The following is a 19,898-nucleotide window of genomic DNA, read 5'->3' on the forward strand; positions in this document are numbered from 1 at the left end:
CTGGAGCGACGGGGCGCCGCAAAGACCTCCGCACCAACGGGTTTGGCCATCCGTCACCGAGGCAACCCGAGCACCCGCTGGGCGATGATGTTGCGCTGGATTTCCGAAGTGCCGCCGGCGATGGTGCCGGCAAAGCTGCGGACGTAGCGGTCGAACCAGCTCCCGGCGTGTGGGTCGAGATTCAGCGGCACATGCGGCGAAGTCATGGCCGGGTGGATCAGAGCATCGGGGCCGGCCACATCCATCGCCAGCTCGGATGCGGTCTGTACCGCTTCGGAGCCAAGGAATTTCAGCACCGACATCCGCGCCACGTCCTCCTCGCCCCGGGCCGCTCGGGCCAGCGCCGCCGACCCGAGGCAACGCAGCGCTACGTTATCCATAACCAAGGTGGCGAACCGGGACCGATCCCGGTCAGTGGCCGGGTGTATGTCCTCGACGAAGTCCTGCAGCCGGTCGGCGAATCCCATCCACAACATCGTGCGCTCGTGGCCCAGTGACCCATTGGCGACCCGCCAGCCCTCGTTCAGCGGCCCGAGAAGGTTCTCGACGGGTACGCGTGCATCAGTGAAGAACACTTCGTTGAAGTCGAGATCGTCAACGTCGCACGCGGAAGCGAACGGCCTCCGCACCACGCCCTCGGTGTCGGTGGGCACCAGCAGCACGCTGATGCCCTTGTGCTTGGGCGCGTCCGGGTCGGTACGGACGAAGGCCAGGATGACGTCCGCGTCGTGCGCGCCGGAGGTCCACACCTTCTGCCCGTTGAGCACGAAATGGTCGCCGTCGCGGACGGCACGCGTGGACAGCGATGCGAGGTCCGATCCCGCACCCGGCTCACTCATGCCCAGCGCAGCCGTCATCTCGGCGCGCAGAATCGGTACAGCCCAACGCTGCTTCTGTTCAGGCGTGCCGAACGTCAGCAGCGATGCCGCGATGATGCCGACGCCCTGTGGGTTGAAGCTGTGGTGAATCCGGCGCCTGGACATCTCCTCTTGGTGCACGTACTGCTGCAACAACGTGGCGTTGCGTCCGCCGAACTCCGGAGGATTGCCCGGCAGCAGCCAGCCGTTGTCGAAGAGCAGGCATTGCCAGCGCCGCGCCCAGTCCGGGATGTGCGCGGTCGACCGAGGCCGTTCGACGGACTCGGCCTCCGCCGGCAGATGCGCGTCGAGAAAGTCGATGAACTCGGATCGGAAGGCCTCGACATCCGCATCGAACGTCAACTGCATCTCGACAAACCCCTTCCAGCAGACAGTACATGAGAATACCATTCTCACCATGAGACAGTTACAATCTCTGACACGGAGTATGAGAAGGCCCGTGACGAACAGTCACCAGGCCGTTCTCGGGTACAGTTCATGCATGTTCTCCGCTGATGACATGGGTGTACGGTGACCAGCCCGACTGAAGATCCCGCCTGGAAACAGCGCGCTGTCGAACGCTCCATCAAGACGGCGAAACTCCGGGCGGCACAACGCGTCCAACGATTCCTGGATGCGGCCCAGTCGATCATCATCGAAAAGGGCAGCACAGACTTCACCGTCCAGGAGGTCGTCGACCGTTCGCGCCAGTCCCTGCGGAGCTTCTACCTGCAGTTCGACGGCAAGCATGAACTGCTCCTGGCGCTGTTCGAAGATGCGCTGAGCCGTTCAGCGGACCAGATTCGAGCCGCCACGGAGAGTGAGACCGACCCGCTGCAGCGGCTCAAGGTCGCCGTCGAACTGCTCTACGAACTGTGCCGGCCCGACCCGGCGGCCAAGCGTCCGTTGTTCACCGACTTCGCACCCCGACTGCTGGTCACCCATCCGGCCGAGGTGAAGATCGCCCACGCGCCGCTGCTGACACTGCTCACCGAATTGATGGAAAGTGCCAGCGCCGCAGGCGAACTGCGTTCGACGGTCAACCCACGGCGGATGGCGGCGATGGTGATGCAGACGGTGATGTTCATCGCGCAGTCCAGCGGCGGCACCGACGATGCAACCGCACATCCCATCACCCCCGACGAGGTCTGGGACTTCCTGGCGAACGGTTTCGCCGCATCGAAGTGAGAATCCAGCGAAAGCGAGAATAGGGTTCTCACTTTCAAGAATTTGACTTACACTGCGTAGGTGCCCGACCTGTGGACCGATCTTCTCGATTGCCTCAATCTGGCTCCGCAGTCGTCTGACGACGCCGGCCTTTTCGTGGGGCGTAACCAGACACTGGAGTATCACCGGGTTTTCGGCGGCCAACTGCTCGGACAGTTCGTCCGCGCGGCCTGCCTGTCCACGCCCGACAAGGCGATCAAATCCATCCATACGGTGTTTCCCCGCGAAGGCCGTGCCGACGAGCCGGTCACCTACCAGGTGACGCGCCACCACGAGGGGCGCTCGTTCGCAACGCTGTCAATCATCGCCGCACAGAGCAAGGGCGCGGTCGCGACGGCCTCGATCTCGATGCACGTCCCCGAAGACGGACACGATCAACAGTTCGTCGACCACGTCCCAACCGTTCTCGGCCCTGAGCACGAGGCGAAGATAGATCTGATCCCGTGGGAGACCCGCTCCGCCGACAGCCTCGACACGACCGCGGCGGGGCCGGCCGAGTACTCGCTCTGGATGCGCACCCCCGCCGTCGACGCTGGGCTCGCCCCGGCGCTGGCCGCGTACGCCACGGACCTGACGCTGATCGGCACCGCCATCCGCCCGCTCGACGGCCTGAGCCAACGTGGCAACGGCACCGCCTTCACGTCCGCGGTGACGTCACACACGCTGTGGTTCCATCGCACGTTCCGCACCGATGACTGGCTGCTGCTGCGTCAGCACAGCCCGCTGGCGGCACACGGCCGCTGCTTCGGCCGCGGCGACATCCTGACTACCGAGGGCGCATTGGCCGCCTCCTACGCGCAGGAAGCTCTTCTCCGGCTGTAGCGCCGGCCGCCCGACAGTAAATATCCACTGCTAGTACGGAATTGAGGCACCACATGACAGGAAGAGTTGAGGGCAAGGTCGCGTTCATCACCGGAGCGGCCCGCGGCCAGGGTCGGGCACACGCAGTCCGGCTCGCCGAGGAGGGCGCCGACATCATCGCGGTCGACATCTGCAAGTCGATCGTCGAGAACACCCCCATCCCGCCGTCCACCCGGGAGGACCTTGCGGAGACTGCCGCCCTGGTCAAGGACAAGGGCCGCCGCATCTTCACCGCTGAGGTCGACGTGCGGGACTTTGACGCACTCAAGTCTGCGGTCGACGCCGGTGTCGAAGAGCTGGGCCGTCTGGACATCATCATCGCCAACGCCGGCATCGGCAATGGCGGCGACACCCTCGACAAGACCAGCGAGACCGACTGGACCGACATGATCGACGTCAACCTCAGCGGCGTTTGGAAGACGGTCAAAGCTGCTGTGCCGCACGTGCTCTCCGGCGGCCGTGGCGGCTCGATCATCCTGACCAGTTCTGTCGGCGGCCTGAAGGCCTACCCCCACACCGGACACTACATCGCCGCCAAGCACGGCGTCGTCGGGCTGATGCGAACGTTCGCCGTCGAACTGGGCCAGCACAATATCCGGGTCAACTCGGTGCACCCGACCAACGTGAACACCCCGCTGTTCATGAACGAGGGCACCATGAAGCTGTTCCGCCCCGATCTGGAGAACCCGGGTCCAGACGACATGAAGATCGTCGCGCAGCTGATGCACACGTTGCCCATCGGCTGGGTCGAGCCCGAGGATATTGCCAACGCGGTGCTGTTCCTGGCTTCCGACGAGTCCCGCTTCATCACCGGCGTCACCTTGCCGGTCGACGGCGGTAGCTGCCTGAAGTAGCGGGCGTCTCCCATGGGTGCCATCCGGGCACGATGGGGCGAACCGCTGGTCGACGGTTAGCGTCCCCGGAGCCACCGGCCGGCGGCATCGCGGATGCGGGGTGAGATCCGCACCGAGAAGACACCATTGAAGACGTCTTCCCGCAGCCGTGTCAGCGTGGACGTCTTGATTCGCCACTGGCCGTCGGCCTTCTCATATGTTTCGTGGTAGTGGCCGTAGCCCTGCAGGTTCACCCCTGGTGCCAGCCGCACCACGTCGTTCAGCGCCCAGATACCCGTCGCGGTCGACGGTGAGGTCAGCTCGATCTCCGGTGCGTGGACCTGATGCACGGTCGGTTGCGACGGCTTGCCCAGTGTGCGCTGGAGGAAGGCCACGAATTCGTCTGCACCGCTGATGATCTTGCCGCCCGATTGCCTGGTATCGCTGACGAAGTCGTCGGTGAAGAGGTTTCGCCACTCCGCCCAGTCCTTGGTGTCCAGCAGCCGGCAGTACCGGGCCTTCAGCTGCTTGATGGCCTCGATATCGGCCCATGCCGCCGGGTCAGTCGCGCGATCACCAGACATAGATCACCACGATCGCACCGAACAGCGCCACGAGCCAGCCATCGGTGGCCAGTTTCAGCCACAAAGGTGCGGTCCGCACCTCCATGAACTCCCGAATGATCAGGCGGGTCTTGATGACCGCCAACACCAGGACCCCGATGGTTATCGGCGTGCTCGCGGCAACCGGGTCGGCATGATGGGCGGGCGCGAGGAACCAGGACACCACCGTGATCACCGACAGTCCGGCCCAGACGGCGGTGGTGCGTGCGGCATTGACCTGGGGGCTGATCATCTCACCTCATCACATAGAGCAGCGCGAAGATGACGACCCAGAGCAGGTCGACCATGTGCCAGTAGGTCGCGCCGGTCTCGACCGGTGCGACCCGTTTGCGATTGCGCAGCTCGAAGTACGACACACCGAGGAACACCAGGCCGATGGCAACGTGAAACAGGTGGACGCCGGTGAGCATGTAGTAGTACATGAAGAAGTCGTTGCTCGGAAAGGTATGCCCCTGAGCAATTTTCGCTGACCATTCGCAGGCCTTGACGAGCATGAACGCCACCCCGCACAGCCCACCGCCGACGGTGAGTTTCCGGGCCCGCTCAAAGTCGCCACTGCGCGCCACCTGCACGGCGCGCGCCACGAACCACGAACTGGCCAGCAGCACCAGCGTGTTGAGCACGCCGATGTTCAGGCTCAGGTGCCGCTGCGACTCGATGAACAGGTCCCGCTGCTGGTGGCGGGAAATCATGAAGATGACGAAGTAGCTGCCGAAGATGACGAAGTCGCCCAGGACGAAGACCCAGAGATCCTTGCAGGCGGGCAGGTGCGTCGCGGAGGTCTGCGCCATGGTTCAGTCCTGAACCTGTTCGCTCGGCGACTGATTCTTGATGGCTGCGTAGAGCAGCCGGATCATGCAGAACTCCCACACCACGAAGACCGCCGTGCCGAGGTAAAAGCTGATGGACCCGTTCCAGGCCAACGGTCCGGATCGGAAGACGAACACCGGGCTGGCGAGCAGTTCGGTCACGATCATCCAGATCGACATGTAGGCAAGCCATTTCGGCAGCACGTCGTTGCGGTCGAGGAAGATCGCCAGTGCCAGCACCATGTTCTGAGTGCAGAAGCATCCCAGTGATCCGACGAACGACAAGAGGCACCAGTCATAGAGCATCACCATGAGCTGCGGATCGCGGTCGGGCCGCAGCGCTGCCGCCACGAACGCGAATGCCGGAATCAGGCAACCCGGCAGGCCGCCGACCACCAGTGAGCCGATGTACGCGTACGCGAAGACGGGACTGACCGACATCCGTTTGATCTGTTGGGCGATCAGCCCGTTGGCGACACTGGCGAAACCGATGAAGAACATCAGCAACGCGAAGCCGATCCGAATGGTCAGCGAGTGGTCGACGAAGAACTGCACGATCTGGGCTGAGGTGATGTCGGGCCGCGGCGGCGGCATGACCCGTGTCAGCACCACGAAGATGAGCCCGAAGATGTTGTAGAAGACCGGGATGGTCCACCACGCGATCCACTGGTCGATCTTCGGCTTCTGGGTCCACGCGGGGGCAGCCCACGCCGGTGCTACCGTCATGTCTCCCTCGCCTGAGCACTGATCGCCGACCACACCACGGCGAACATGACAATGAGATACAGGCCGAATGCGCCCAGTCGCAGCCAGAACGACACTGCACCGTTCCAGGCCAGCGGTCCGTCGGTGAAGATCACGGCGCAGACCGCAGGCGTCATGGCAGCGGCGATCAGCGCGTTGAACCCGGCGACCCAGCGGGGGAAGATCGGTACCGGTCGCTGGTCGAGGTAAATCGCCAGCGCCAGAGCGAGATTCATCACGACGACGGCTCCCACCGGCGCGGTGAACACCAGCCAGGCCATGTCGTTGAGCAGCAGGATCAGCTGTGGGTCCCGCCCGGGGCGATAGGCGGCGATCAGCCAGAAGATATCGGCGATGGCGAACAGCGTCGCGCCGGTCGAGGCCGCCCCGATGTAGCTGTACGCCAAGACATGGCTGGGCAACGACATTCGCTTCATCTGTACGGCGATGGTCATGAAGAACGGGATCAGCATGATCGCGCACAGGTTGAACGTGACCATCGAAAACCGGATGGCTGCCGTGTGCTGGACGTAGAAGTCGGCGACCTGTACTGCCGTCATGCTGGGCGGCATCGGCGGCAGGAAACCCGGGAAGGCGACGAATGCCACCGCCATGACGGCGCCGAAAAGCGGTACCAGCCAGAGGCTTATCCATTGGGGCCGTAAGTCCACCGGGGACTCCCTCCATCCACCGATCGGTTGCCGATCGGCTACTTCGGACGGTAGCCGATCGGCAACCTGACGGTCAATACTCCGCTACGCTTTGACGTGTGGGGAGATTCAGCGACATCACGCGCAGCGCGGCCCAGACCCGCGTGCTCGACGCCGCGCTCACCCTGATCGCCGAGCACGGCGTCAGCGGCACCTCGCTGCAGATGATCGCCGACACCATGGGCGTGACGAAAGCCGCTGTCTACAAACAGTTCAAGACCAAGGAAGAAATCGTCGTCGCCATCACCGAGCGCGAACTCGGCAAATTGGAGGACGCGCTTGACGCCGCCGAGGCGACCGGCCACGCCACCGAAGCCCGTGACGTGTTGCTCGACAGGGTGATCGACCTGGCCATCGACCGCCGCGGCGCGGTCAACGTACTGCAGTTCGACCCCGTCATCATCCGCCTACAGGCCGAACACGAACCGTTTCAGCGGTTCGTCGAGCGGTTGTACGGCGCGCTGCTCGGCACCGACGACGGCGTCGCCGCCAGGCTGCACGCGGCGATGTTGTCGAGCGCGATCAGCGTGGCGGTAATGCACCCGTTGGTGGCCGACATCGACGACGACACCCTGCGGGCACAACTCCTGGAGATGACGCGGCGAATGCTGGGCCTCTAGGGCTCGCCGCCGATCAGTTGTTCCGCTGCCGAGTACGGGTCGTCGCCGCCGCTCGCCACCGCTTCGGCGAGCCGATCGAGATCGGGGTGGCCCCGCAGGCGGGTCAGCGCCAGCGACAGAATCTGCGCACGGGCGCGGGCGGACCTCCGGGCCGGGCTGTCGGCGCGGTGATGCGCATCGATCGCGTCGACCAGCTCGGACACTCCCTCACCCTGTGCGGCAACGAGTTTGAGGATCGGTACCGCGGTTTCGGCATGTAGGTCACGCACCGTCTGGTCGGCGCCGTCCCGGTCGGCCTTGTTCACGACGACAATGTCCGCGACCTCGAGCAGACCGGCCTTGGCAGCCTGAACCGCGTCGCCGGCACCGGGGTTAACGATCACTATCGTCGGGTCCGCGATGGCGGCGACCTCGACCTCCGATTGCCCCACGCCGACGGTTTCGAGCACGATCAGGTCATAGGCCAGCGCGGCGAGCACCCGGATCGCGGCGGGCACCGCCGCGGCCAGGCCGCCGAGGTGACCACGCGTGGCGACCGATCGGATCAACACGTCGGGATCGTTGATGTGGGCGGCCATCCGGATGCGGTCGCCCAGCAGCGCACCACCGCTGTACGGCGACGACGGGTCGACGGCCAGCACCGCCACCCGCATGCCCTGCCCGCGATACGCGCCGACGAGCGCCCCGACGGTCGTCGACTTCCCCGCACCGGGCGGCCCGGTGACACCCAGCACCCGGGGCGGGGTTGCGGTGCCGAGGGCATCGAGAACCTCAGTCCGGCGCGGACTCTCGACCATGCTCAGCAGCCGTCCAGCCGCGCGGAGGGAACCGCCGCGAGCCGCCGCGATGAGCTCATCGATCGTCATCGTCCGAACTCTATCCGACCGACCCTCTTGATTGAGAATGTTATTCTCCACTGAAGAGAGTATTCCTTGCACGAAGGGTAGGCGGTATGGAGATCAGCGGAAGTTCGGCCATCGTCGTCGGAGGCACCGGCGGGCTCGGCGAAGCGACAGTGCGGCGCCTCGTCACCGCAGGCGCGAAGGTCGTGGTCGCCGACGTCGCCGACGACATGGGCAAGGCGCTACAGGACGAGCTGGGCATCCGCTACGTCCACACCGACGCCACCTCCGAGGAATCGGTGCAAGCTGCCATTGCGGAAGCTGAATCGCTTGGCCCGCTGCGCATTTCGGTCGACACACACGGCGGTCCCGCAGCCGGCGGACGGCTGGTCGGCAAGGACGGCTCGCCGCTCGGACTGGACGGCTTCGAGACGACCATCAAGTTCTATCTGACCGCGGTGTTCAACGTGATGCGCCTGGCAGCCGCCGCCATCGCCAAGACCGACCCGCTCGAGGAAGGCGCCCGCGGCGTCATCATCAACACCGCGTCCATCGCCGGTATGGAGGGCCAGATCGGCCAGCTGCCCTACTCCGCCGCCAAGGGCGGCGTGCTCGGCATGACGCTCGTCGCCGCGCGTGACCTGTCGCCGCTCGGGATCCGGGTCGTCAGTATCGCGCCGGGCACCATCAACACCCCCGCCTACGGCCAGTCGGCCGACCAACTCGAGAAGTACTGGGCCCCGCAGATCCCGTTCCCCAAGCGGATGGGCCGCTCGACGGAGTACGCACAGCTGGCCCAGAGCATCATCGAAAACGACTACCTCAACGGCGAAGTCATCCGCCTCGACGGCGCACTGCGCTTCCCGCCGCGGTAACCGACTGCTCAACGGAATGTGGGGTTCACGCCGGTCGCGTGAACCCCACATTCGTACCGCGACTAACCCTTGGCGATCAGTCCGTCGACGATCTTGTTGAAGTCGGCGGTGCCGAAGGACACATACTCGGCGAGGTTCGCATAGTCGAGTGACGCCATCACCGAACGCTCCAACTGGATGTTCATCAGGCGCTTGGTGGCCTCGACGGCCTGCTTGGGCAGCTCGGCGAGCTGCTTGGCGCAGGCGATGGCCTCGGCCAACGGGTCGGCCACGACGTGATTGGCCAGGCCGAGCTCGAGGGCGCGGGCCGCCTTGATCCGCACACCTGTCAGCGCAAACTCCTTGGCCTGCAACAAGCTTATCTGCGAGCCCCAGACCAGCGGGCCACCGTCGGCCGCGACAAGGCCGATCTGCACGTGCGGGTCGGCGAAGAACGCGTTCTCGGCCAGGTAAACGATGTCCGACAGCGCCGCCAGGCTGCACCCGAGGCCGACCGCCGGACCGTTCACCGCGGCGACGACCGGGATGCGGCAGCGGACCATGCCGATGACAAGGTCGCGGCCGTGCTTGATGGTCTTCTGCCGCAGGGCTTCATCGTTGCGCAGCTCATTGAGATAGTTGAAGTCGCCACCCGCAGAGAAGGCTCGGCCGGCGCCGGTGATCACTGCGGCACGGACGTCGGCATCCTCGTTGAGGGCCTCCCAGATGCTCGCCAGACCAACATGCAGCGCGTCGTTGACCGCGTTGAGTTCCTCCGGGCGGTTCAGCGTGATGATCCGGAGTGGACCGTCAGCGCGGACGTCGATTTCGGTTGGCATGCCGTACAAGTCAGTTTCTTCCGTTCTTCGCGCAAGCGCTCATCACAATCCCAGGCCCAAAATGCGTTGCGCGATGATGTTCTTCTGAATCTGCGATGTGCCGCCCATGACGCTCTGTGCGCGGCTGTACATATAGGCGCCGAACAACTCGGGGTCACTGGTGCCCACGGTGGCGAGCGCCGCGTGACCGACGGATTGTTCGGTCCACGTCATCAGCAGCTTGTCGAGCGATCCGTTCGGCCCATGGGTAATGCCGTCGAGTTGCTCGGACAACCGCCTGCGCACGTGCAGACGCAGCATCTCGGTCTGCACCCACGCCCAGGACAGCGCTTCCGGCGGTGTGCCCTCGACCCGGGAGGCCAACTGCCGCACCAGCTTTCCGTACCGCGCCGAGAACCCCAGGGTCGAGGGCTCGCGTTCGTGGCTGACCACCGTCATCGCCAGCTTCCAGCCCTCCCCCGGCGCGCCGACCATGTTCTCCGCCGGCACCCGTGCGCCGTCGAACAGCACCTGGCCGAATTCCTTGGTGACACCGCTGATCATCTTCAACGGCCGCTGCTCGATGCCGGGCTGGTGCATCGACACGATGAACGCGGAAATGCCCTTGTGTTTGGGCACGTCCTTGTCGGTGCGCGCCAGCACAAGGCACCAGTCGGCCACGTCGGAATAGCTCGTCCAGACCTTGTGCCCGTGGATGACATACTCGTCACCCTCACGGGTAGCCGTGGTAGTCAGCGACGCGAGATCAGACCCCGCACCGGGCTCGGAGAATCCCTGGCACCAGCGCTCGGTGCCGTTGATCATCCCGGGCAGAAACCGTTGCTGCAGTTCCTTGCTGCCGTGATGCCCCAGCCCCACCACGAGGTAGCCGAGGCTCGGCCGCGCCGGCGCACCCGCCTTCGCGATCTCCTCGTCGACGATCACGTCGTACACCGGAGGCAGCTCCTGACCTCCGAATTCCTTCGGCCACGACGTGCCGAAGAAGCCGGCGCCGTAGAGTGCGCGGTGCCAATCACCTTGCGCTGCCCAGTATTCGTCTCCCGAGGTCGGAAACTTGCCCTTCTGCTCGGTCAGCCACGCGCGCAGCCGGCCCCGAAAGGCGGCTTCCTCCGGCGAATCACGAAAGTCCAATGGTCAGCTCCTCCAACTTGGCGGGCCACAGTTCAGTGGCTGTCAGAACACGGCGCAGATACACGTGCGCAAGACATTCCCAGGTGTTGCCGATGCCGCCGTGCACCTGGATCGACGTCTCGCATACCGTCAATGCCGCACGCGCACAGTAGATCTTGGCGATGCGCGCCGCCTCGACCGCTTCGACCGCGGGCAATGCGTCGACAGCCCAGGCGGCGTGCCGCAGCACGCTGACCGATCCTTCGATGAGCGCAAGGCTCTCGGCGAGGAGATGCGCGACGGCCTGGTAGGAACCGATGGCCGCGCCGTACTGCCCTCGCACCTTGGCGTAGTCGACGGCAAGCGCGTGCGCCCCGCGCGCGGCGCCGACGAGATCGGCGCAGGTGACGGTGAGGGCCAGCGCATGCCACCGGCCGGCATCCGCAGCCGACACCTCGCTCAGCTCTGGTGGCGCCTCGACCACGCCGGCCATTCCGCCCAAGAGGTCGACCGAATCCAGCTCTGCGCCGGCCTCTGCGGGATCGCGGCCGAGCACCCGCCGCAGATCGTCGGCCAGCACCGGACCCAGGAATGGCACGTCGACGAGTCCACGGGCGAACTCCTCAGCGACGATGGCCACCTCGACGCCGGAGGCCCCGTCGGATCGCAGGGTCCGGAAACCGGTGCTGTCGACGGCCTTCTCCAGTTGCGCACGACGATTCGCGTCGTCGAGATCGGCAACCGAGTGCAGGCCGAAATCGGCAGCCAACTCGGCTGCCGATTCGGCGAGTTGCCGTTGTTCGGCGGTCAGACGGACGTCCACAGGCGCTCCTTGAGCACTCGGCGCAACACCTTCCCTGAAGGCAGCCGCGGGATTTCGGGTACGAACACAATGCGGCTCGGCCGCTTGTAGGAGGCCAGCCTGGCGCTGACCAAGTCCATCAATTCGCCATCGGAGACCGCGGCGTTCGTGGCCACCGCGGCCACCACCGTCTCGCCGTCGTGCGCGTCGGGCAGCCCGAACACCGCGCAGTCGGCCACGGCCGGGTGCGAATGCAGGACCGCCTCGATCTCTGCGGGCGCCACCTGGAAGCCCCGCACCTTGATCATTTCCTTACAGCGGTCGGTGATCCGCAGCCGCCCGGACTCATCGAGATGTCCGATGTCGCCGGTGTGGAACCAGCCATCGACCATGACGCTCGCCGTTTCCTCCGCAGGCAGGTAGCCGGCCATCACGGCCTCCGAGCGCACTTCAATCTCGCCCGTCTCCCCGATGCGGACATCGACGCCGGGCACCGGCCGGCCCACGGTGTCCAGCGCTCCACCACTGAGGTCATCGCACGCGATGACCACCAATTCCGTTGCCCCGTATGCGGTCACCCAGCCCACGCCGGTGTGCCGCGTAACGTCCTCGGCCACCGTCGCGGTCACCGGCGTCGCACACCACATGAGATACCGCAGCGACGAGAGATCGTAGGTTTCCAGCCGCGGGTGGGCCGCGAGGGCCAATGCGATTGGCGCCACGGTCATTTCGATGGTGATCCGATCGGACTCGATGTGCCGCAGCATGGTCTCGACATCGAACCGCGGGTGCAACCGGACCCACGCACCCGCGTCCAGCACTGTCATGATGTTCAGCAGACCCAGGATGTGCGACGGCGGTGTCATCACCTGCAGCCGGTCCGCGCCGGACAACCCGAGTGCAGCGCGCCACTGCCGCACCGCCGCGGCCAGTCCGCGGTGCGTGTGGCGGACCGCCTTGGGCATCCCGGTGGTGCCGGAGCTGAAGGCCAGCACGGCATCGGAATCCGGCGAGGGCGCGGCGGCTGCGGGGTCCCCGGCGATGATGGGCTCGTCGAGATGGAGCATCGGCATCAGTCCCGCCAGCACGGGGTTGTCACCAACCGCGTACGACGGCTCCGTCAGCGCCAGCGCGTGCTGCACCTCGGCCTGCCGCCACGACGGACTGAGCAGCACCGCGGCGGCACCCAGGCGCCAGATCGCGTGCAGCGCGACCACGAACTCCGGGCGGGTCGAGGACATCAGCGCCACACGGTCGCCGGTACCGACGCCACGGCCGGCCAACACCGTGGCCAGCCCGCCGGCCAGAGCATCGAGCTCGGTCCGGCTGTACTCCCGCTGGTCGAAGGCGAGCACCGCACCGTCAGCCACGTCGCGCTCGCCCCTTTCTCGGTAGTGAGAACATTTCCGGTTGATACCGAGAATCATATTCTCCTATAGTTAGAACGACAATACGCGACGATAGGACAACGATGGGGCCAGCCACGACAACGGCTCAGACCGGCATGGACGCGGGCACGGGCACGATCACCATCCACCTGGACCGGCAGAAGGTGTCGGTCGACCGCGTCGGCGACGAGACACTGCTCGACAGCGCGCGGCGGGCCGGCCTGGCTCCCCCGTTCTCCTGCGAGGCCGGCAATTGCGGCACCTGTATCGCCAAACTGACCGAGGGCAGCGCGACCATGCGCAACAACGAGGCGCTCGATGATGACGAGGTCGCCGAAGGTTACGTCCTGACGTGCCAGGCAGTGCCGGACACGGCGGCGGTGACCGTCTGCTACGACGACTGAGGCAACTAAGACGACTGTGGCGACTCAGCCGACGGCGGCGCCGGCGGCGTCCGGTACTGCGGCTGGTAACCCGCCACCTTGATCGGGCTGCCGATCAAGCGGAAATCACCTGCGGTGACGATCACTTCCGGCGTTGCCTCCAACGCCTCGGGCAACGTGCGGACCGCGGCCGTGGGAATCCCCAGTGCCCGCAGCCGCTTCTCCCAACCGGCGGCCGTATCGGTGGCCAGCACCTTCTCGACCACCGCCAGCACCTCATCCCGACGCGCGGCCCGTTCGGCCATGGTCGCGAACGGAATCTGATCGCCGTCGCCGAAACCCGCCTCGGCGACAAACGATTTCCAGAACCCGTCATGGGTGATGAACAGCGCCAGATACCCGTCCGCGGTCTCGAAGAGCTGCGCCGGTACGTAATACGAGTGGGCGCCGTTCGGGTAGCGACGCGGATGCTTGCCGTCGTTGAGATACGCGGCGCCATGATAATTCAACTGGGACAACATCACATCGCGCAGGCAGACCTCGACCTGGCCACCGCGACCGGAGACGATCTGGGCAAGCAGGCCCAACGCCGCAGCCATGCCCGTGGAGTTGTCGGCCGACGAATAGCCCGGGAGCGTCGGCGGTCCGTCCGGGTCACCGGTCATCGCCGCGACGCCCGTCGCCGCCTGGATGACATAGTCGAATGCGGGGTCGTCACCGCCGTCGAGCCCGAAGCCCGTCATCGCCACGCAGACGATCTTCTCGTTGAAGCGCGACAGCGCCTCATATGTCAGGCCAAGCCGGCGGATCACCGACGGCTTCATATTCACCAGCAGCGCATGCGATGCGGCGACCAGCTCACCCAGCCGGGCCTGCCCGGCCGCCGTCGCCAGGTCCAGACAGATGCTGGTCTTGTTGCGATTCAGACTGGCGAAATAGCTGTCGCTGACCTGTCGTGAAATCTCGCCGCCGGGCGGCTCGATCTTGATCACCTCGGCGCCCAGGTCTGCCAGGAGCATCGTGGCGTACGGGCCGGCCAGCATGACGCCGACCTCGAGAATCCGGATACCGGCGAGAGGACCATTCATTTCGGCGCCGAGACTACGGTTTGTGGCGTGATTTCGCCGAAAAGTCGCGAAACGGCGTGATCTCGGCGCATCAGAGCGCCTTGGCCAGCTCGGCGATCACTTCCCGCGTGCGGTTCTTGGAGGCGATCAGTTCGTCGCGGTTGTCGCCGATGGGCAGCAGCCGCACCGACAGATCCGTCACGCCCGCGTCGGCGAACTGCTTGAACCGCTTGAGGATCGACTCTTCGTCACCGGCCGCGCACAGGTCGCCGACGCTGCGGGCGTCGCCGCGGTCCAGCAGCTTCTGGTAGTTGGGCGACGTCTCGGCCTCGGCGAGGATCCGGTTGGCCCGGTCCTTGGCGGCCTCGATCTCCGAGTTCGCGCACAGGGTCACCGGGATTCCCGCGACGATGCGCGGTGCGGGCTTACCCGCTTCCGCGGCGGCTTTGTTGATCTTGGGCGCGATGTGGTCACCGATCGCTTTCTCGTCGGCCATCCACAGCGACGTACCGTCGGCCTGCTCGCCGGCGATCTGCAGCATGACCGGGCCCAGCGCGGACACCAGCACCGGCATGGGGGTGTCGGCGGCGAGCACCGTCGGGTTGTGCACGGTGAACGAATCATTCTCCACGTCAACGGGTCCCGGACCCGCAATCGCGGTGTTCAGGACCTGTAGATAGTCGCGGGTGTACGCGGCTGGCTTGTCGTAGGGCAGGCCCAGCATGTCGCGCACGATCCAATGGTGCGACGGCCCGACGCCAAGGGCCAGCCGCCCTCCCGACATGGCGTGCACCGAAAGCGCCTGGCGGGCAAGGGCAATCGGATGCTGTGCCTGCAGCGGCACCACCGCCGTGCCGAGTTCGATGCGCGACGTGTTGGCCGCCATCACGGCGACCATCGTCAGGCAGTCGAAGTCGTTCGGCACCTGCGGCATCCACGCGCTGTCCAGACCCGCGCCCTCGGCCCACTGGATGTCGGAGACCAGCTTGGAGACCTTGCGCGCCATGTCGCCGCGCTCGGCCCCGATCATCACACCAAGGCGCATCTCAGCCCACCGCGCTTTCCGACGTCAGCTTCCGCACTTCTGCCACCAGGGCGTCCAGGCCGGTTCCGGTCGGAAACACCGCTGCCGCACCGACTTCCAGCAGTTTTGGCACGTCTCCCAGCGGGATCGTGCCGCCCACCACGACGGCGATGTCGCCGGCGTCGGCGGCGCGCAGCGCCTCGACGGTGCGGGCCGTCAACGCCAGGTGCGCTCCCGACAGGATCGAGAGCCCGACGAGGGCGACGTCCTCCTGCAGCGCGATCGACACGATGTCCTCGATCCGCTGCCGGATGCCCGTGTAGATCACCTCGAAACCCGCATCACGCAATGTTCGGGCGACGATCTTGGCGCCCCGGTCATGACCGTCCAGGCCCGGCTTGGCCACCAGCACACGCACTGACATCAGATTGCTCCTCGCGTGCGCGCCATCAGATTGCTCCTCGCGTGCGCGCCATCAGAACACCACCGGCTGCTGGAACTCGCCCCACACCGATTTCAGTGTCGACACCATCTCTCCCACCGTGCAGTATGCATTCGCGCAGTCGATGAGGCGATGCATCAAGTTATCGTTCCCGTCGGCCGAACGGGCCAGCGCCGCAAGGGTTTCCTTCACGGCGACGTCGTCGCGCTCGGCCTTCACCTTGGCCAGCCGCTTGAGCTGCTTGTCGCGGCCCTCGGCGTCGAGTTCATAGGTGGCCAGATCCGGTGCCGGCTCTTCGACGACGAACTTGTTCACCCCGACCACCGACCGCTCCCCTGATTCGGTCTGCTGGTGAATCTTGAACGCCTCGTCTGCGATCAGTCCCTGCAGGTAGCCGTCCTCGATGCAGCGCACCATGCCGCCGTGGGATTCGAGATCCCGCATGATCTCGATGATCTTCTCTTCGGTGGCGTCGGTGAGCGCTTCGACGAAATAGGAGCCACCCAACGGGTCGGCCACCTTGGCGACGCCCGTCTCATAGGCCAGAATCTGCTGGGTTCGCAGTGCGAGCGTCGCGGACTCCTCACTGGGCAGCGCGAACGGCTCATCCCAGGCCGCGGTGAACATGGATTGCACGCCCCCGAGTACCGATGCCAGTGCCTCATAGGCGACGCGCACCAGGTTGTTCTGTGCCTGTGGGGCATAGAGGGACGCACCGCCGGAGACGCAGCCGAACCGGAACATCGACGCCTTCTCTGTGGTGGCACCGTACCGTTCGCGCACGATGGTGGCCCAACGACGCCGACCCGCACGGTATTTGGCGATTTCCTCGAAGAAGTCGCCGTGCGTGTAGAAGAAGAACGAGATCTGGGGCGCGAACTTGTCGATGGTCATGCGTCCGCGCTCGACGACGGTGTCACAGTAGGTGACACCGTCGGCCAGCGTGAACGCCATCTCCTGGACCGCATTGGCACCTGCGTCGCGGAAGTGCGCACCGGCCACCGAGATCGCGTTGAATCGCGGCACCTCGGCAGCGCAGAACTCGATGGTGTCGGCGATGAGACGCAGCGAGGGCTCGGGTGGCCAGATCCAGGTGCCGCGCGAGGCGTACTCCTTGAGGATGTCGTTCTGGATTGTGCCGGTGAGCTTTTCGCGAGGCACGCCCTTCTTCTCGGCGGCCGCGACGTAGAGGGCCAGCAGGATGGCGGCGGTGCCGTTGATCGTGAAGCTCGTGCTGATCTTGTCCAGCGGGATGCCGTCGAACAGGACCTCGGCATCGGCCAGCGTGTCGACGGCGACACCGACGCGTCCGACCTCCTCGCCGTACTCCTCGTCGTCGGAGTCATAACCGCACTGCGTCGGCAGGTCGAGGGCAACCGACAGTCCCGTCCCGCCTTGACCCAGCAGGTAGCGGTAGCGCTGATTCGACTCCTCAGCGGTGCCGAAGCCCGAGTACTGGCGGAACGTCCACAGCTTCCCGCGGTACCCGGACGCGAAATTGCCCCGGGTGAAGGGGAACTCACCCGGCTGGGGCGGGTCGACTTGTCGATCCTCGGGTCCGTACACCGGTTTCAGCGGTATTCCAGACGGAGTCTGGCCATCGTTATCCATCAGTGAATAACGTACTTGCAAAAAAAGAGAATGCCAATACCATTCCCGGTAACAGCTGCATAGGAGGACGATGACGGACCGCGCACTCACCGACAGGACGATGGTGATCTCCGGGGCAAGTAGGGGTATCGGACTCGCGATAGCCGTCGCCGCCGCCCAGCAGGGTGCCAACGTCGTGCTCGTCGCGAAGACCGCCGAACCCCACCCCCGACTTCCCGGCACGGTCTACACCGCCGCCGAAGACATCGAGGCCGCCGGCGGCAAAGCCGCCGCCGTGGTGGGTGACATCCGTTCCGAGGACGATGTCAACCGGGCCGTCGAGGTGGCCGTCGAGCGCTTCGGCGGCGTCGACATCTGCGTCAACAACGCGAGTGCGATCGGCGTCGAACCGACGGAGGTGTTGTCCGCGAAGAAGTTCGACCTGATGCACCAGGTGAACATCCGGGGCACCTTTCTGCTGACGAAGGCCGCTCTGCCACACCTGCGCAAGTCGGACAACGCCCATGTGCTGACCATTGCACCACCGCTGAATCTGACTCCCCGCTGGCTGGGCGCACATCCGTCCTACACGCTGTCGAAGTACGGGATGACGCTGCTGTCACTGGGCTGGGCAGCCGAATACGCCGACGCCGGCGTCGCGTTCAACTGTCTGTGGCCCCAGACCTATATCGCCACCTCAGCGGTGGCGAACATGGCCGACGGCGCCGCACTCCTGGACTCATCGCGTAGCCCGGCGATCATGGGTGACGCGGCGGTCGAGATTCTGACCCGTCAGGCAGGAGATTGCACGGCGGGCTGCTTCATCGACGCCGACGTGCTGACCGCCGCCGGCCGGGACCTATCGCCCTACGGCGGCGGAGAGAACCCGATTCCGGATCTGTTCCTGGGCTAGACGTTCGAGTTGGGTTTGGAGGCCGACCTTGTGAGTACCGTCGACGATGCGTCACCCAGTTTGACGACACTGAAGCAGCTGTTCGACCACCTCGGCCTGGCCGAGGCAGATTCTCCCGAAGGCACTCTGGCCATGGAACTGCCGGTGACGCGGGCGGTGGTCAACACCAACGGCGGTCTGCAGGGCGGGTTGATAGCCACCATCGCCGACGTGGCCGGCGGCCTTCTGGTCTCGCGCACCATGTCGTTCGGAAACGCCATCACCACGACGGATCTGCACATCCGCTATCTGCGCCGCATCGACACCGGGCCGGCCCGCGCGGTAGCGCACATCGTGCACCGTGGGCGTCGATCGGCCGTCGTTCAGGTCGAAATCCTGCGCGGTAACGGCGATCTCGCCGCCACCGCGACCGTCAACTTCACGGTGCTGGACGGCCGGGCCTGATCACTGCCCGCCGCGCACCTGGTCCTTGACTGCCGGCACGACGGGCGGTGCGGTGCGCCAGTTCGGCAGACCGTCCTCCTCCAGGCCGACCGGGAAGCCGTTCTCGTGCACCTGCGCCCAGTGACTGTGGTTGAGCTCGTGCAGGGTGAAGCAGGCATTCAGGGAGTTGTAGAAACCCATGTTGTCCTGGGTCTGGTTCACCGATTCCTTGATCAGCAGCGCGGCCATCGTCGGCACGGCAGCGATGCGGCGGGCGAATTCCAGTGTGCGGTCGGCAAGTTCGTCGGCCGGAAACACCTTGCTGACCATGCCCATCCGGTGGGCCTCGTCCACCGAGAGACTGTCGCCGGTCAGCATCAGCTCCTTCGTCTTGCGGGGACCGAATTCCCATGGGTGCGCGAAGTATTCGACGCCGCACATGCCCAGCCGGGTACCCACCACATCCGCGAAGGTGGTGTTGTCGGCCGCGACGATCAGGTCGCACGCCCACATCAGCATGAGCGAGGCGGCGTACACGTCACCGTGCACCTGGGCGACGGTGATCTTGCGCAGATTGCGCCACCGGCGGGTGTTCTCGAAGTAGTAGTGCCATTCCTGCAGCATCAGCATCTCCGCGCCCGAACGGGTGGCGCCGTTGATCCGGAAGCTCGGGTGCTGATCCGGCCCAGGCATGCGTTCAGCCCGGGACTGCGACGAGCCGAGGTCGTGGCCGGAGGAGAACATCGGCCCCAGGCCGCCGAGGATGACGACCCGCACCGTGTCGTCGGCCTCGGCCTGCAGGAACGCCTCATGCAGTTCGGTGAGCATGCCACGGCTCTGCGCGTTACGAGTGTCCGGACGATTCAACATGATTCGGGCGATGGTGCCCTCATCGAGGGTTTCGTAGGTGACATACTTGAAATCGGTCATATCGCGC

Annotated in this window: 24 protein-coding genes; 8 read left to right on the plus strand and 16 right to left on the minus strand. The window is 65.5% G+C overall.

All coding sequences use genetic code 11. The features are described 5' to 3' along the window. Nucleotides 1-53 precede the first annotated feature (53 nt). Entirely contained in the window at nt 54-1,226 is a 1,173-nt protein-coding gene (locus AC3WTE_RS06255) for an acyl-CoA dehydrogenase family protein (RefSeq protein ID WP_492436491.1), read from the minus strand. Between the two features lie 162 nt (nt 1,227-1,388). On the opposite strand from AC3WTE_RS06255, the gene AC3WTE_RS06260 reads away from it, so the two are divergent. From AC3WTE_RS06260 to AC3WTE_RS06270, 3 genes are read left to right on the plus strand one after another with little or no spacing between them, the layout of a single operon-like run. After that, on the plus strand, nt 1,389-2,045 hold the full coding sequence (locus AC3WTE_RS06260) for a TetR/AcrR family transcriptional regulator (protein ID WP_492436492.1): 657 nt from the start codon (nt 1,389-1,391) through the stop codon (nt 2,043-2,045). Nucleotides 2,046-2,105: 60 nt separating this feature from the next. Continuing rightward, entirely contained in the window at nt 2,106-2,906 is an 801-nt protein-coding gene (locus tag AC3WTE_RS06265) for an acyl-CoA thioesterase (protein ID WP_492436493.1), read from the plus strand. A 53-nt stretch (nt 2,907-2,959) separates the two neighbouring features. Beyond that, nucleotides 2,960-3,799, plus strand: a complete 840-nt coding sequence (locus AC3WTE_RS06270; protein WP_492436494.1) for a mycofactocin-coupled SDR family oxidoreductase — start codon at nt 2,960-2,962, stop codon at nt 3,797-3,799. Between the two features lie 56 nt (nt 3,800-3,855). Here the strand turns inward: AC3WTE_RS06270 and AC3WTE_RS06275 are convergent, their stop codons facing one another. From AC3WTE_RS06275 to AC3WTE_RS06295, 5 genes are read right to left on the minus strand one after another with little or no spacing between them, the layout of a single operon-like run. Next, nucleotides 3,856-4,362, minus strand: a complete 507-nt coding sequence (locus AC3WTE_RS06275; RefSeq protein ID WP_492436495.1) for a nuclear transport factor 2 family protein — start codon at nt 4,360-4,362, stop codon at nt 3,856-3,858. Further along, nucleotides 4,352-4,633, minus strand: coding sequence for a cytochrome C oxidase subunit IV family protein (locus AC3WTE_RS06280; RefSeq protein ID WP_492436496.1), 282 nt, complete (start codon nt 4,631-4,633; stop codon nt 4,352-4,354). Before AC3WTE_RS06280 ends, AC3WTE_RS06275 begins: the two co-directional genes overlap by 11 nt. Before the next feature lies 1 nt (nt 4,634). Beyond that, entirely contained in the window at nt 4,635-5,192 is a 558-nt protein-coding gene (locus AC3WTE_RS06285; RefSeq protein WP_492436497.1) for a cytochrome c oxidase subunit 3, read from the minus strand. A gap of 3 nt (nt 5,193-5,195) precedes the next feature. Continuing rightward, nucleotides 5,196-5,936 carry a hypothetical protein gene (locus AC3WTE_RS06290; protein WP_492436498.1) on the minus strand — a complete coding sequence of 247 codons (741 nt, stop codon included), beginning with the start codon at nt 5,934-5,936 and terminating at the stop codon, nt 5,196-5,198. After that, nucleotides 5,933-6,568 (minus strand): hypothetical protein, encoded by a 636-nt coding sequence (locus AC3WTE_RS06295; protein ID WP_492436824.1) that lies wholly within the window; start codon nt 6,566-6,568, stop codon nt 5,933-5,935. Before AC3WTE_RS06295 ends, AC3WTE_RS06290 begins: the two co-directional genes overlap by 4 nt. A gap of 155 nt (nt 6,569-6,723) precedes the next feature. Between AC3WTE_RS06295 and AC3WTE_RS06300 the strand changes: the two genes are divergently transcribed. Then, nucleotides 6,724-7,284 (plus strand): TetR/AcrR family transcriptional regulator, encoded by a 561-nt coding sequence (locus AC3WTE_RS06300; RefSeq protein ID WP_492436499.1) that lies wholly within the window; start codon nt 6,724-6,726, stop codon nt 7,282-7,284. Here AC3WTE_RS06300 and meaB read toward each other — a convergent pair. After that, nucleotides 7,281-8,150 (minus strand): methylmalonyl Co-A mutase-associated GTPase MeaB, encoded by an 870-nt coding sequence (meaB, locus tag AC3WTE_RS06305; protein WP_492436500.1) that lies wholly within the window; start codon nt 8,148-8,150, stop codon nt 7,281-7,283. The two genes, AC3WTE_RS06300 and meaB, sit on opposite strands and share 4 nt — an antisense overlap. Before the next feature lie 86 nt (nt 8,151-8,236). Here meaB and AC3WTE_RS06310 point away from each other — a divergent pair, with 86 nt between their 5' ends. After that, a complete protein-coding gene (locus tag AC3WTE_RS06310) occupies nt 8,237-9,001 on the plus strand; it encodes an SDR family NAD(P)-dependent oxidoreductase (protein WP_492436501.1) in 765 nt (254 codons plus the stop codon). 62 nt (nt 9,002-9,063) lie between these two features. On the opposite strand, the gene AC3WTE_RS06315 is transcribed toward AC3WTE_RS06310, so the two are convergent. From AC3WTE_RS06315 to AC3WTE_RS06330, 4 genes are read right to left on the minus strand one after another with little or no spacing between them, the layout of a single operon-like run. Further along, the gene (locus tag AC3WTE_RS06315) at nt 9,064-9,828 is read right to left on the minus strand and encodes an enoyl-CoA hydratase/isomerase family protein (RefSeq protein WP_492436502.1); all 765 of its coding nucleotides are present in this window, start codon (nt 9,826-9,828) and stop codon (nt 9,064-9,066) included. Nucleotides 9,829-9,861: 33 nt separating this feature from the next. Beyond that, complete coding sequence (locus AC3WTE_RS06320; protein WP_492436503.1) at nt 9,862-10,950, minus strand: acyl-CoA dehydrogenase family protein; 1,089 nt, start codon at nt 10,948-10,950, stop codon at nt 9,862-9,864. Next, the gene (locus AC3WTE_RS06325) at nt 10,937-11,752 is read right to left on the minus strand and encodes an acyl-CoA dehydrogenase family protein (protein WP_492436504.1); all 816 of its coding nucleotides are present in this window, start codon (nt 11,750-11,752) and stop codon (nt 10,937-10,939) included. Before AC3WTE_RS06325 ends, AC3WTE_RS06320 begins: the two co-directional genes overlap by 14 nt. Further along, on the minus strand, nt 11,737-13,101 hold the full coding sequence (locus AC3WTE_RS06330) for a class I adenylate-forming enzyme family protein (RefSeq protein ID WP_492436505.1): 1,365 nt from the start codon (nt 13,099-13,101) through the stop codon (nt 11,737-11,739). The genes AC3WTE_RS06325 and AC3WTE_RS06330 overlap by 16 nt, the downstream gene beginning before the upstream one ends. Nucleotides 13,102-13,202: 101 nt before the next feature. Here AC3WTE_RS06330 and AC3WTE_RS06335 point away from each other — a divergent pair, with 101 nt between their 5' ends. Continuing rightward, entirely contained in the window at nt 13,203-13,523 is a 321-nt protein-coding gene (locus tag AC3WTE_RS06335; RefSeq protein WP_492436506.1) for a 2Fe-2S iron-sulfur cluster-binding protein, read from the plus strand. A gap of 5 nt (nt 13,524-13,528) precedes the next feature. Here the strand turns inward: AC3WTE_RS06335 and AC3WTE_RS06340 are convergent, their stop codons facing one another. The 4 genes from AC3WTE_RS06340 to AC3WTE_RS06355 all read right to left on the minus strand — a co-directional run bounded on the left by AC3WTE_RS06340 (nt 13,529) and on the right by AC3WTE_RS06355 (nt 17,646). After that, complete coding sequence (locus AC3WTE_RS06340; RefSeq protein ID WP_492436507.1) at nt 13,529-14,590, minus strand: CaiB/BaiF CoA transferase family protein; 1,062 nt, start codon at nt 14,588-14,590, stop codon at nt 13,529-13,531. Nucleotides 14,591-14,660: 70 nt separating this feature from the next. Next, complete coding sequence (locus tag AC3WTE_RS06345; protein ID WP_492436508.1) at nt 14,661-15,614, minus strand: LLM class F420-dependent oxidoreductase; 954 nt, start codon at nt 15,612-15,614, stop codon at nt 14,661-14,663. Nucleotide 15,615: 1 nt separating this feature from the next. After that, nucleotides 15,616-16,017 carry a cobalamin B12-binding domain-containing protein gene (locus AC3WTE_RS06350; RefSeq protein WP_492436509.1) on the minus strand — a complete coding sequence of 134 codons (402 nt, stop codon included), beginning with the start codon at nt 16,015-16,017 and terminating at the stop codon, nt 15,616-15,618. Nucleotides 16,018-16,068: 51 nt separating this feature from the next. Next, complete coding sequence (locus tag AC3WTE_RS06355; RefSeq protein ID WP_492436510.1) at nt 16,069-17,646, minus strand: methylmalonyl-CoA mutase family protein; 1,578 nt, start codon at nt 17,644-17,646, stop codon at nt 16,069-16,071. 70 nt (nt 17,647-17,716) lie between these two features. Here AC3WTE_RS06355 and AC3WTE_RS06360 point away from each other — a divergent pair, with 70 nt between their 5' ends. Continuing rightward, nucleotides 17,717-18,538 carry an SDR family oxidoreductase gene (locus AC3WTE_RS06360; RefSeq protein WP_492436511.1) on the plus strand — a complete coding sequence of 274 codons (822 nt, stop codon included), beginning with the start codon at nt 17,717-17,719 and terminating at the stop codon, nt 18,536-18,538. Nucleotides 18,539-18,568: 30 nt separating this feature from the next. Continuing rightward, on the plus strand, nt 18,569-18,982 hold the full coding sequence (locus AC3WTE_RS06365; RefSeq protein WP_492436512.1) for a PaaI family thioesterase: 414 nt from the start codon (nt 18,569-18,571) through the stop codon (nt 18,980-18,982). Here AC3WTE_RS06365 and AC3WTE_RS06370 read toward each other — a convergent pair whose 3' ends face one another. After that, nucleotides 18,983-19,891, minus strand: coding sequence for an enoyl-CoA hydratase (locus AC3WTE_RS06370; RefSeq protein ID WP_492436513.1), 909 nt, complete (start codon nt 19,889-19,891; stop codon nt 18,983-18,985). Between the last annotated feature and the right edge of the window lie 7 nt (nt 19,892-19,898).

This window comes from Mycobacterium sp. FW102-FHT13B02 (assembly GCF_058790275.1).

Coding starts and splice junctions, on each gene's coding strand:
- AC3WTE_RS06255 (WP_492436491.1), bottom strand. CDS start 1,226: ATGCAGTTGACGTTCGATGCGGATGTCGAGGCCTTCCGATCCGAGTTC.
- meaB (WP_492436500.1), bottom strand. CDS start 8,150: ATGACGATCGATGAGCTCATCGCGGCGGCTCGCGGCGGTTCCCTCCGC.
- AC3WTE_RS06370 (WP_492436513.1), bottom strand. CDS start 19,891: ATGACCGATTTCAAGTATGTCACCTACGAAACCCTCGATGAGGGCACC.
- AC3WTE_RS06275 (WP_492436495.1), bottom strand. CDS start 4,362: ATGTCTGGTGATCGCGCGACTGACCCGGCGGCATGGGCCGATATCGAG.
- AC3WTE_RS06335 (WP_492436506.1), top strand. CDS start 13,203: ATGGGGCCAGCCACGACAACGGCTCAGACCGGCATGGACGCGGGCACG.
- AC3WTE_RS06360 (WP_492436511.1), top strand. CDS start 17,717: ATGACGGACCGCGCACTCACCGACAGGACGATGGTGATCTCCGGGGCA.
- AC3WTE_RS06270 (WP_492436494.1), top strand. CDS start 2,960: ATGACAGGAAGAGTTGAGGGCAAGGTCGCGTTCATCACCGGAGCGGCC.
- AC3WTE_RS06340 (WP_492436507.1), bottom strand. CDS start 14,590: ATGAATGGTCCTCTCGCCGGTATCCGGATTCTCGAGGTCGGCGTCATG.
- AC3WTE_RS06290 (WP_492436498.1), bottom strand. CDS start 5,936: ATGACGGTAGCACCGGCGTGGGCTGCCCCCGCGTGGACCCAGAAGCCG.
- AC3WTE_RS06285 (WP_492436497.1), bottom strand. CDS start 5,192: ATGGCGCAGACCTCCGCGACGCACCTGCCCGCCTGCAAGGATCTCTGG.
- AC3WTE_RS06345 (WP_492436508.1), bottom strand. CDS start 15,614: ATGCGCCTTGGTGTGATGATCGGGGCCGAGCGCGGCGACATGGCGCGC.
- AC3WTE_RS06310 (WP_492436501.1), top strand. CDS start 8,237: ATGGAGATCAGCGGAAGTTCGGCCATCGTCGTCGGAGGCACCGGCGGG.
- AC3WTE_RS06350 (WP_492436509.1), bottom strand. CDS start 16,017: ATGTCAGTGCGTGTGCTGGTGGCCAAGCCGGGCCTGGACGGTCATGAC.
- AC3WTE_RS06280 (WP_492436496.1), bottom strand. CDS start 4,633: ATGATCAGCCCCCAGGTCAATGCCGCACGCACCACCGCCGTCTGGGCC.
- AC3WTE_RS06295 (WP_492436824.1), bottom strand. CDS start 6,568: ATGGCGGTGGCATTCGTCGCCTTCCCGGGTTTCCTGCCGCCGATGCCG.
- AC3WTE_RS06355 (WP_492436510.1), bottom strand. CDS start 17,646: ATGGATAACGATGGCCAGACTCCGTCTGGAATACCGCTGAAACCGGTG.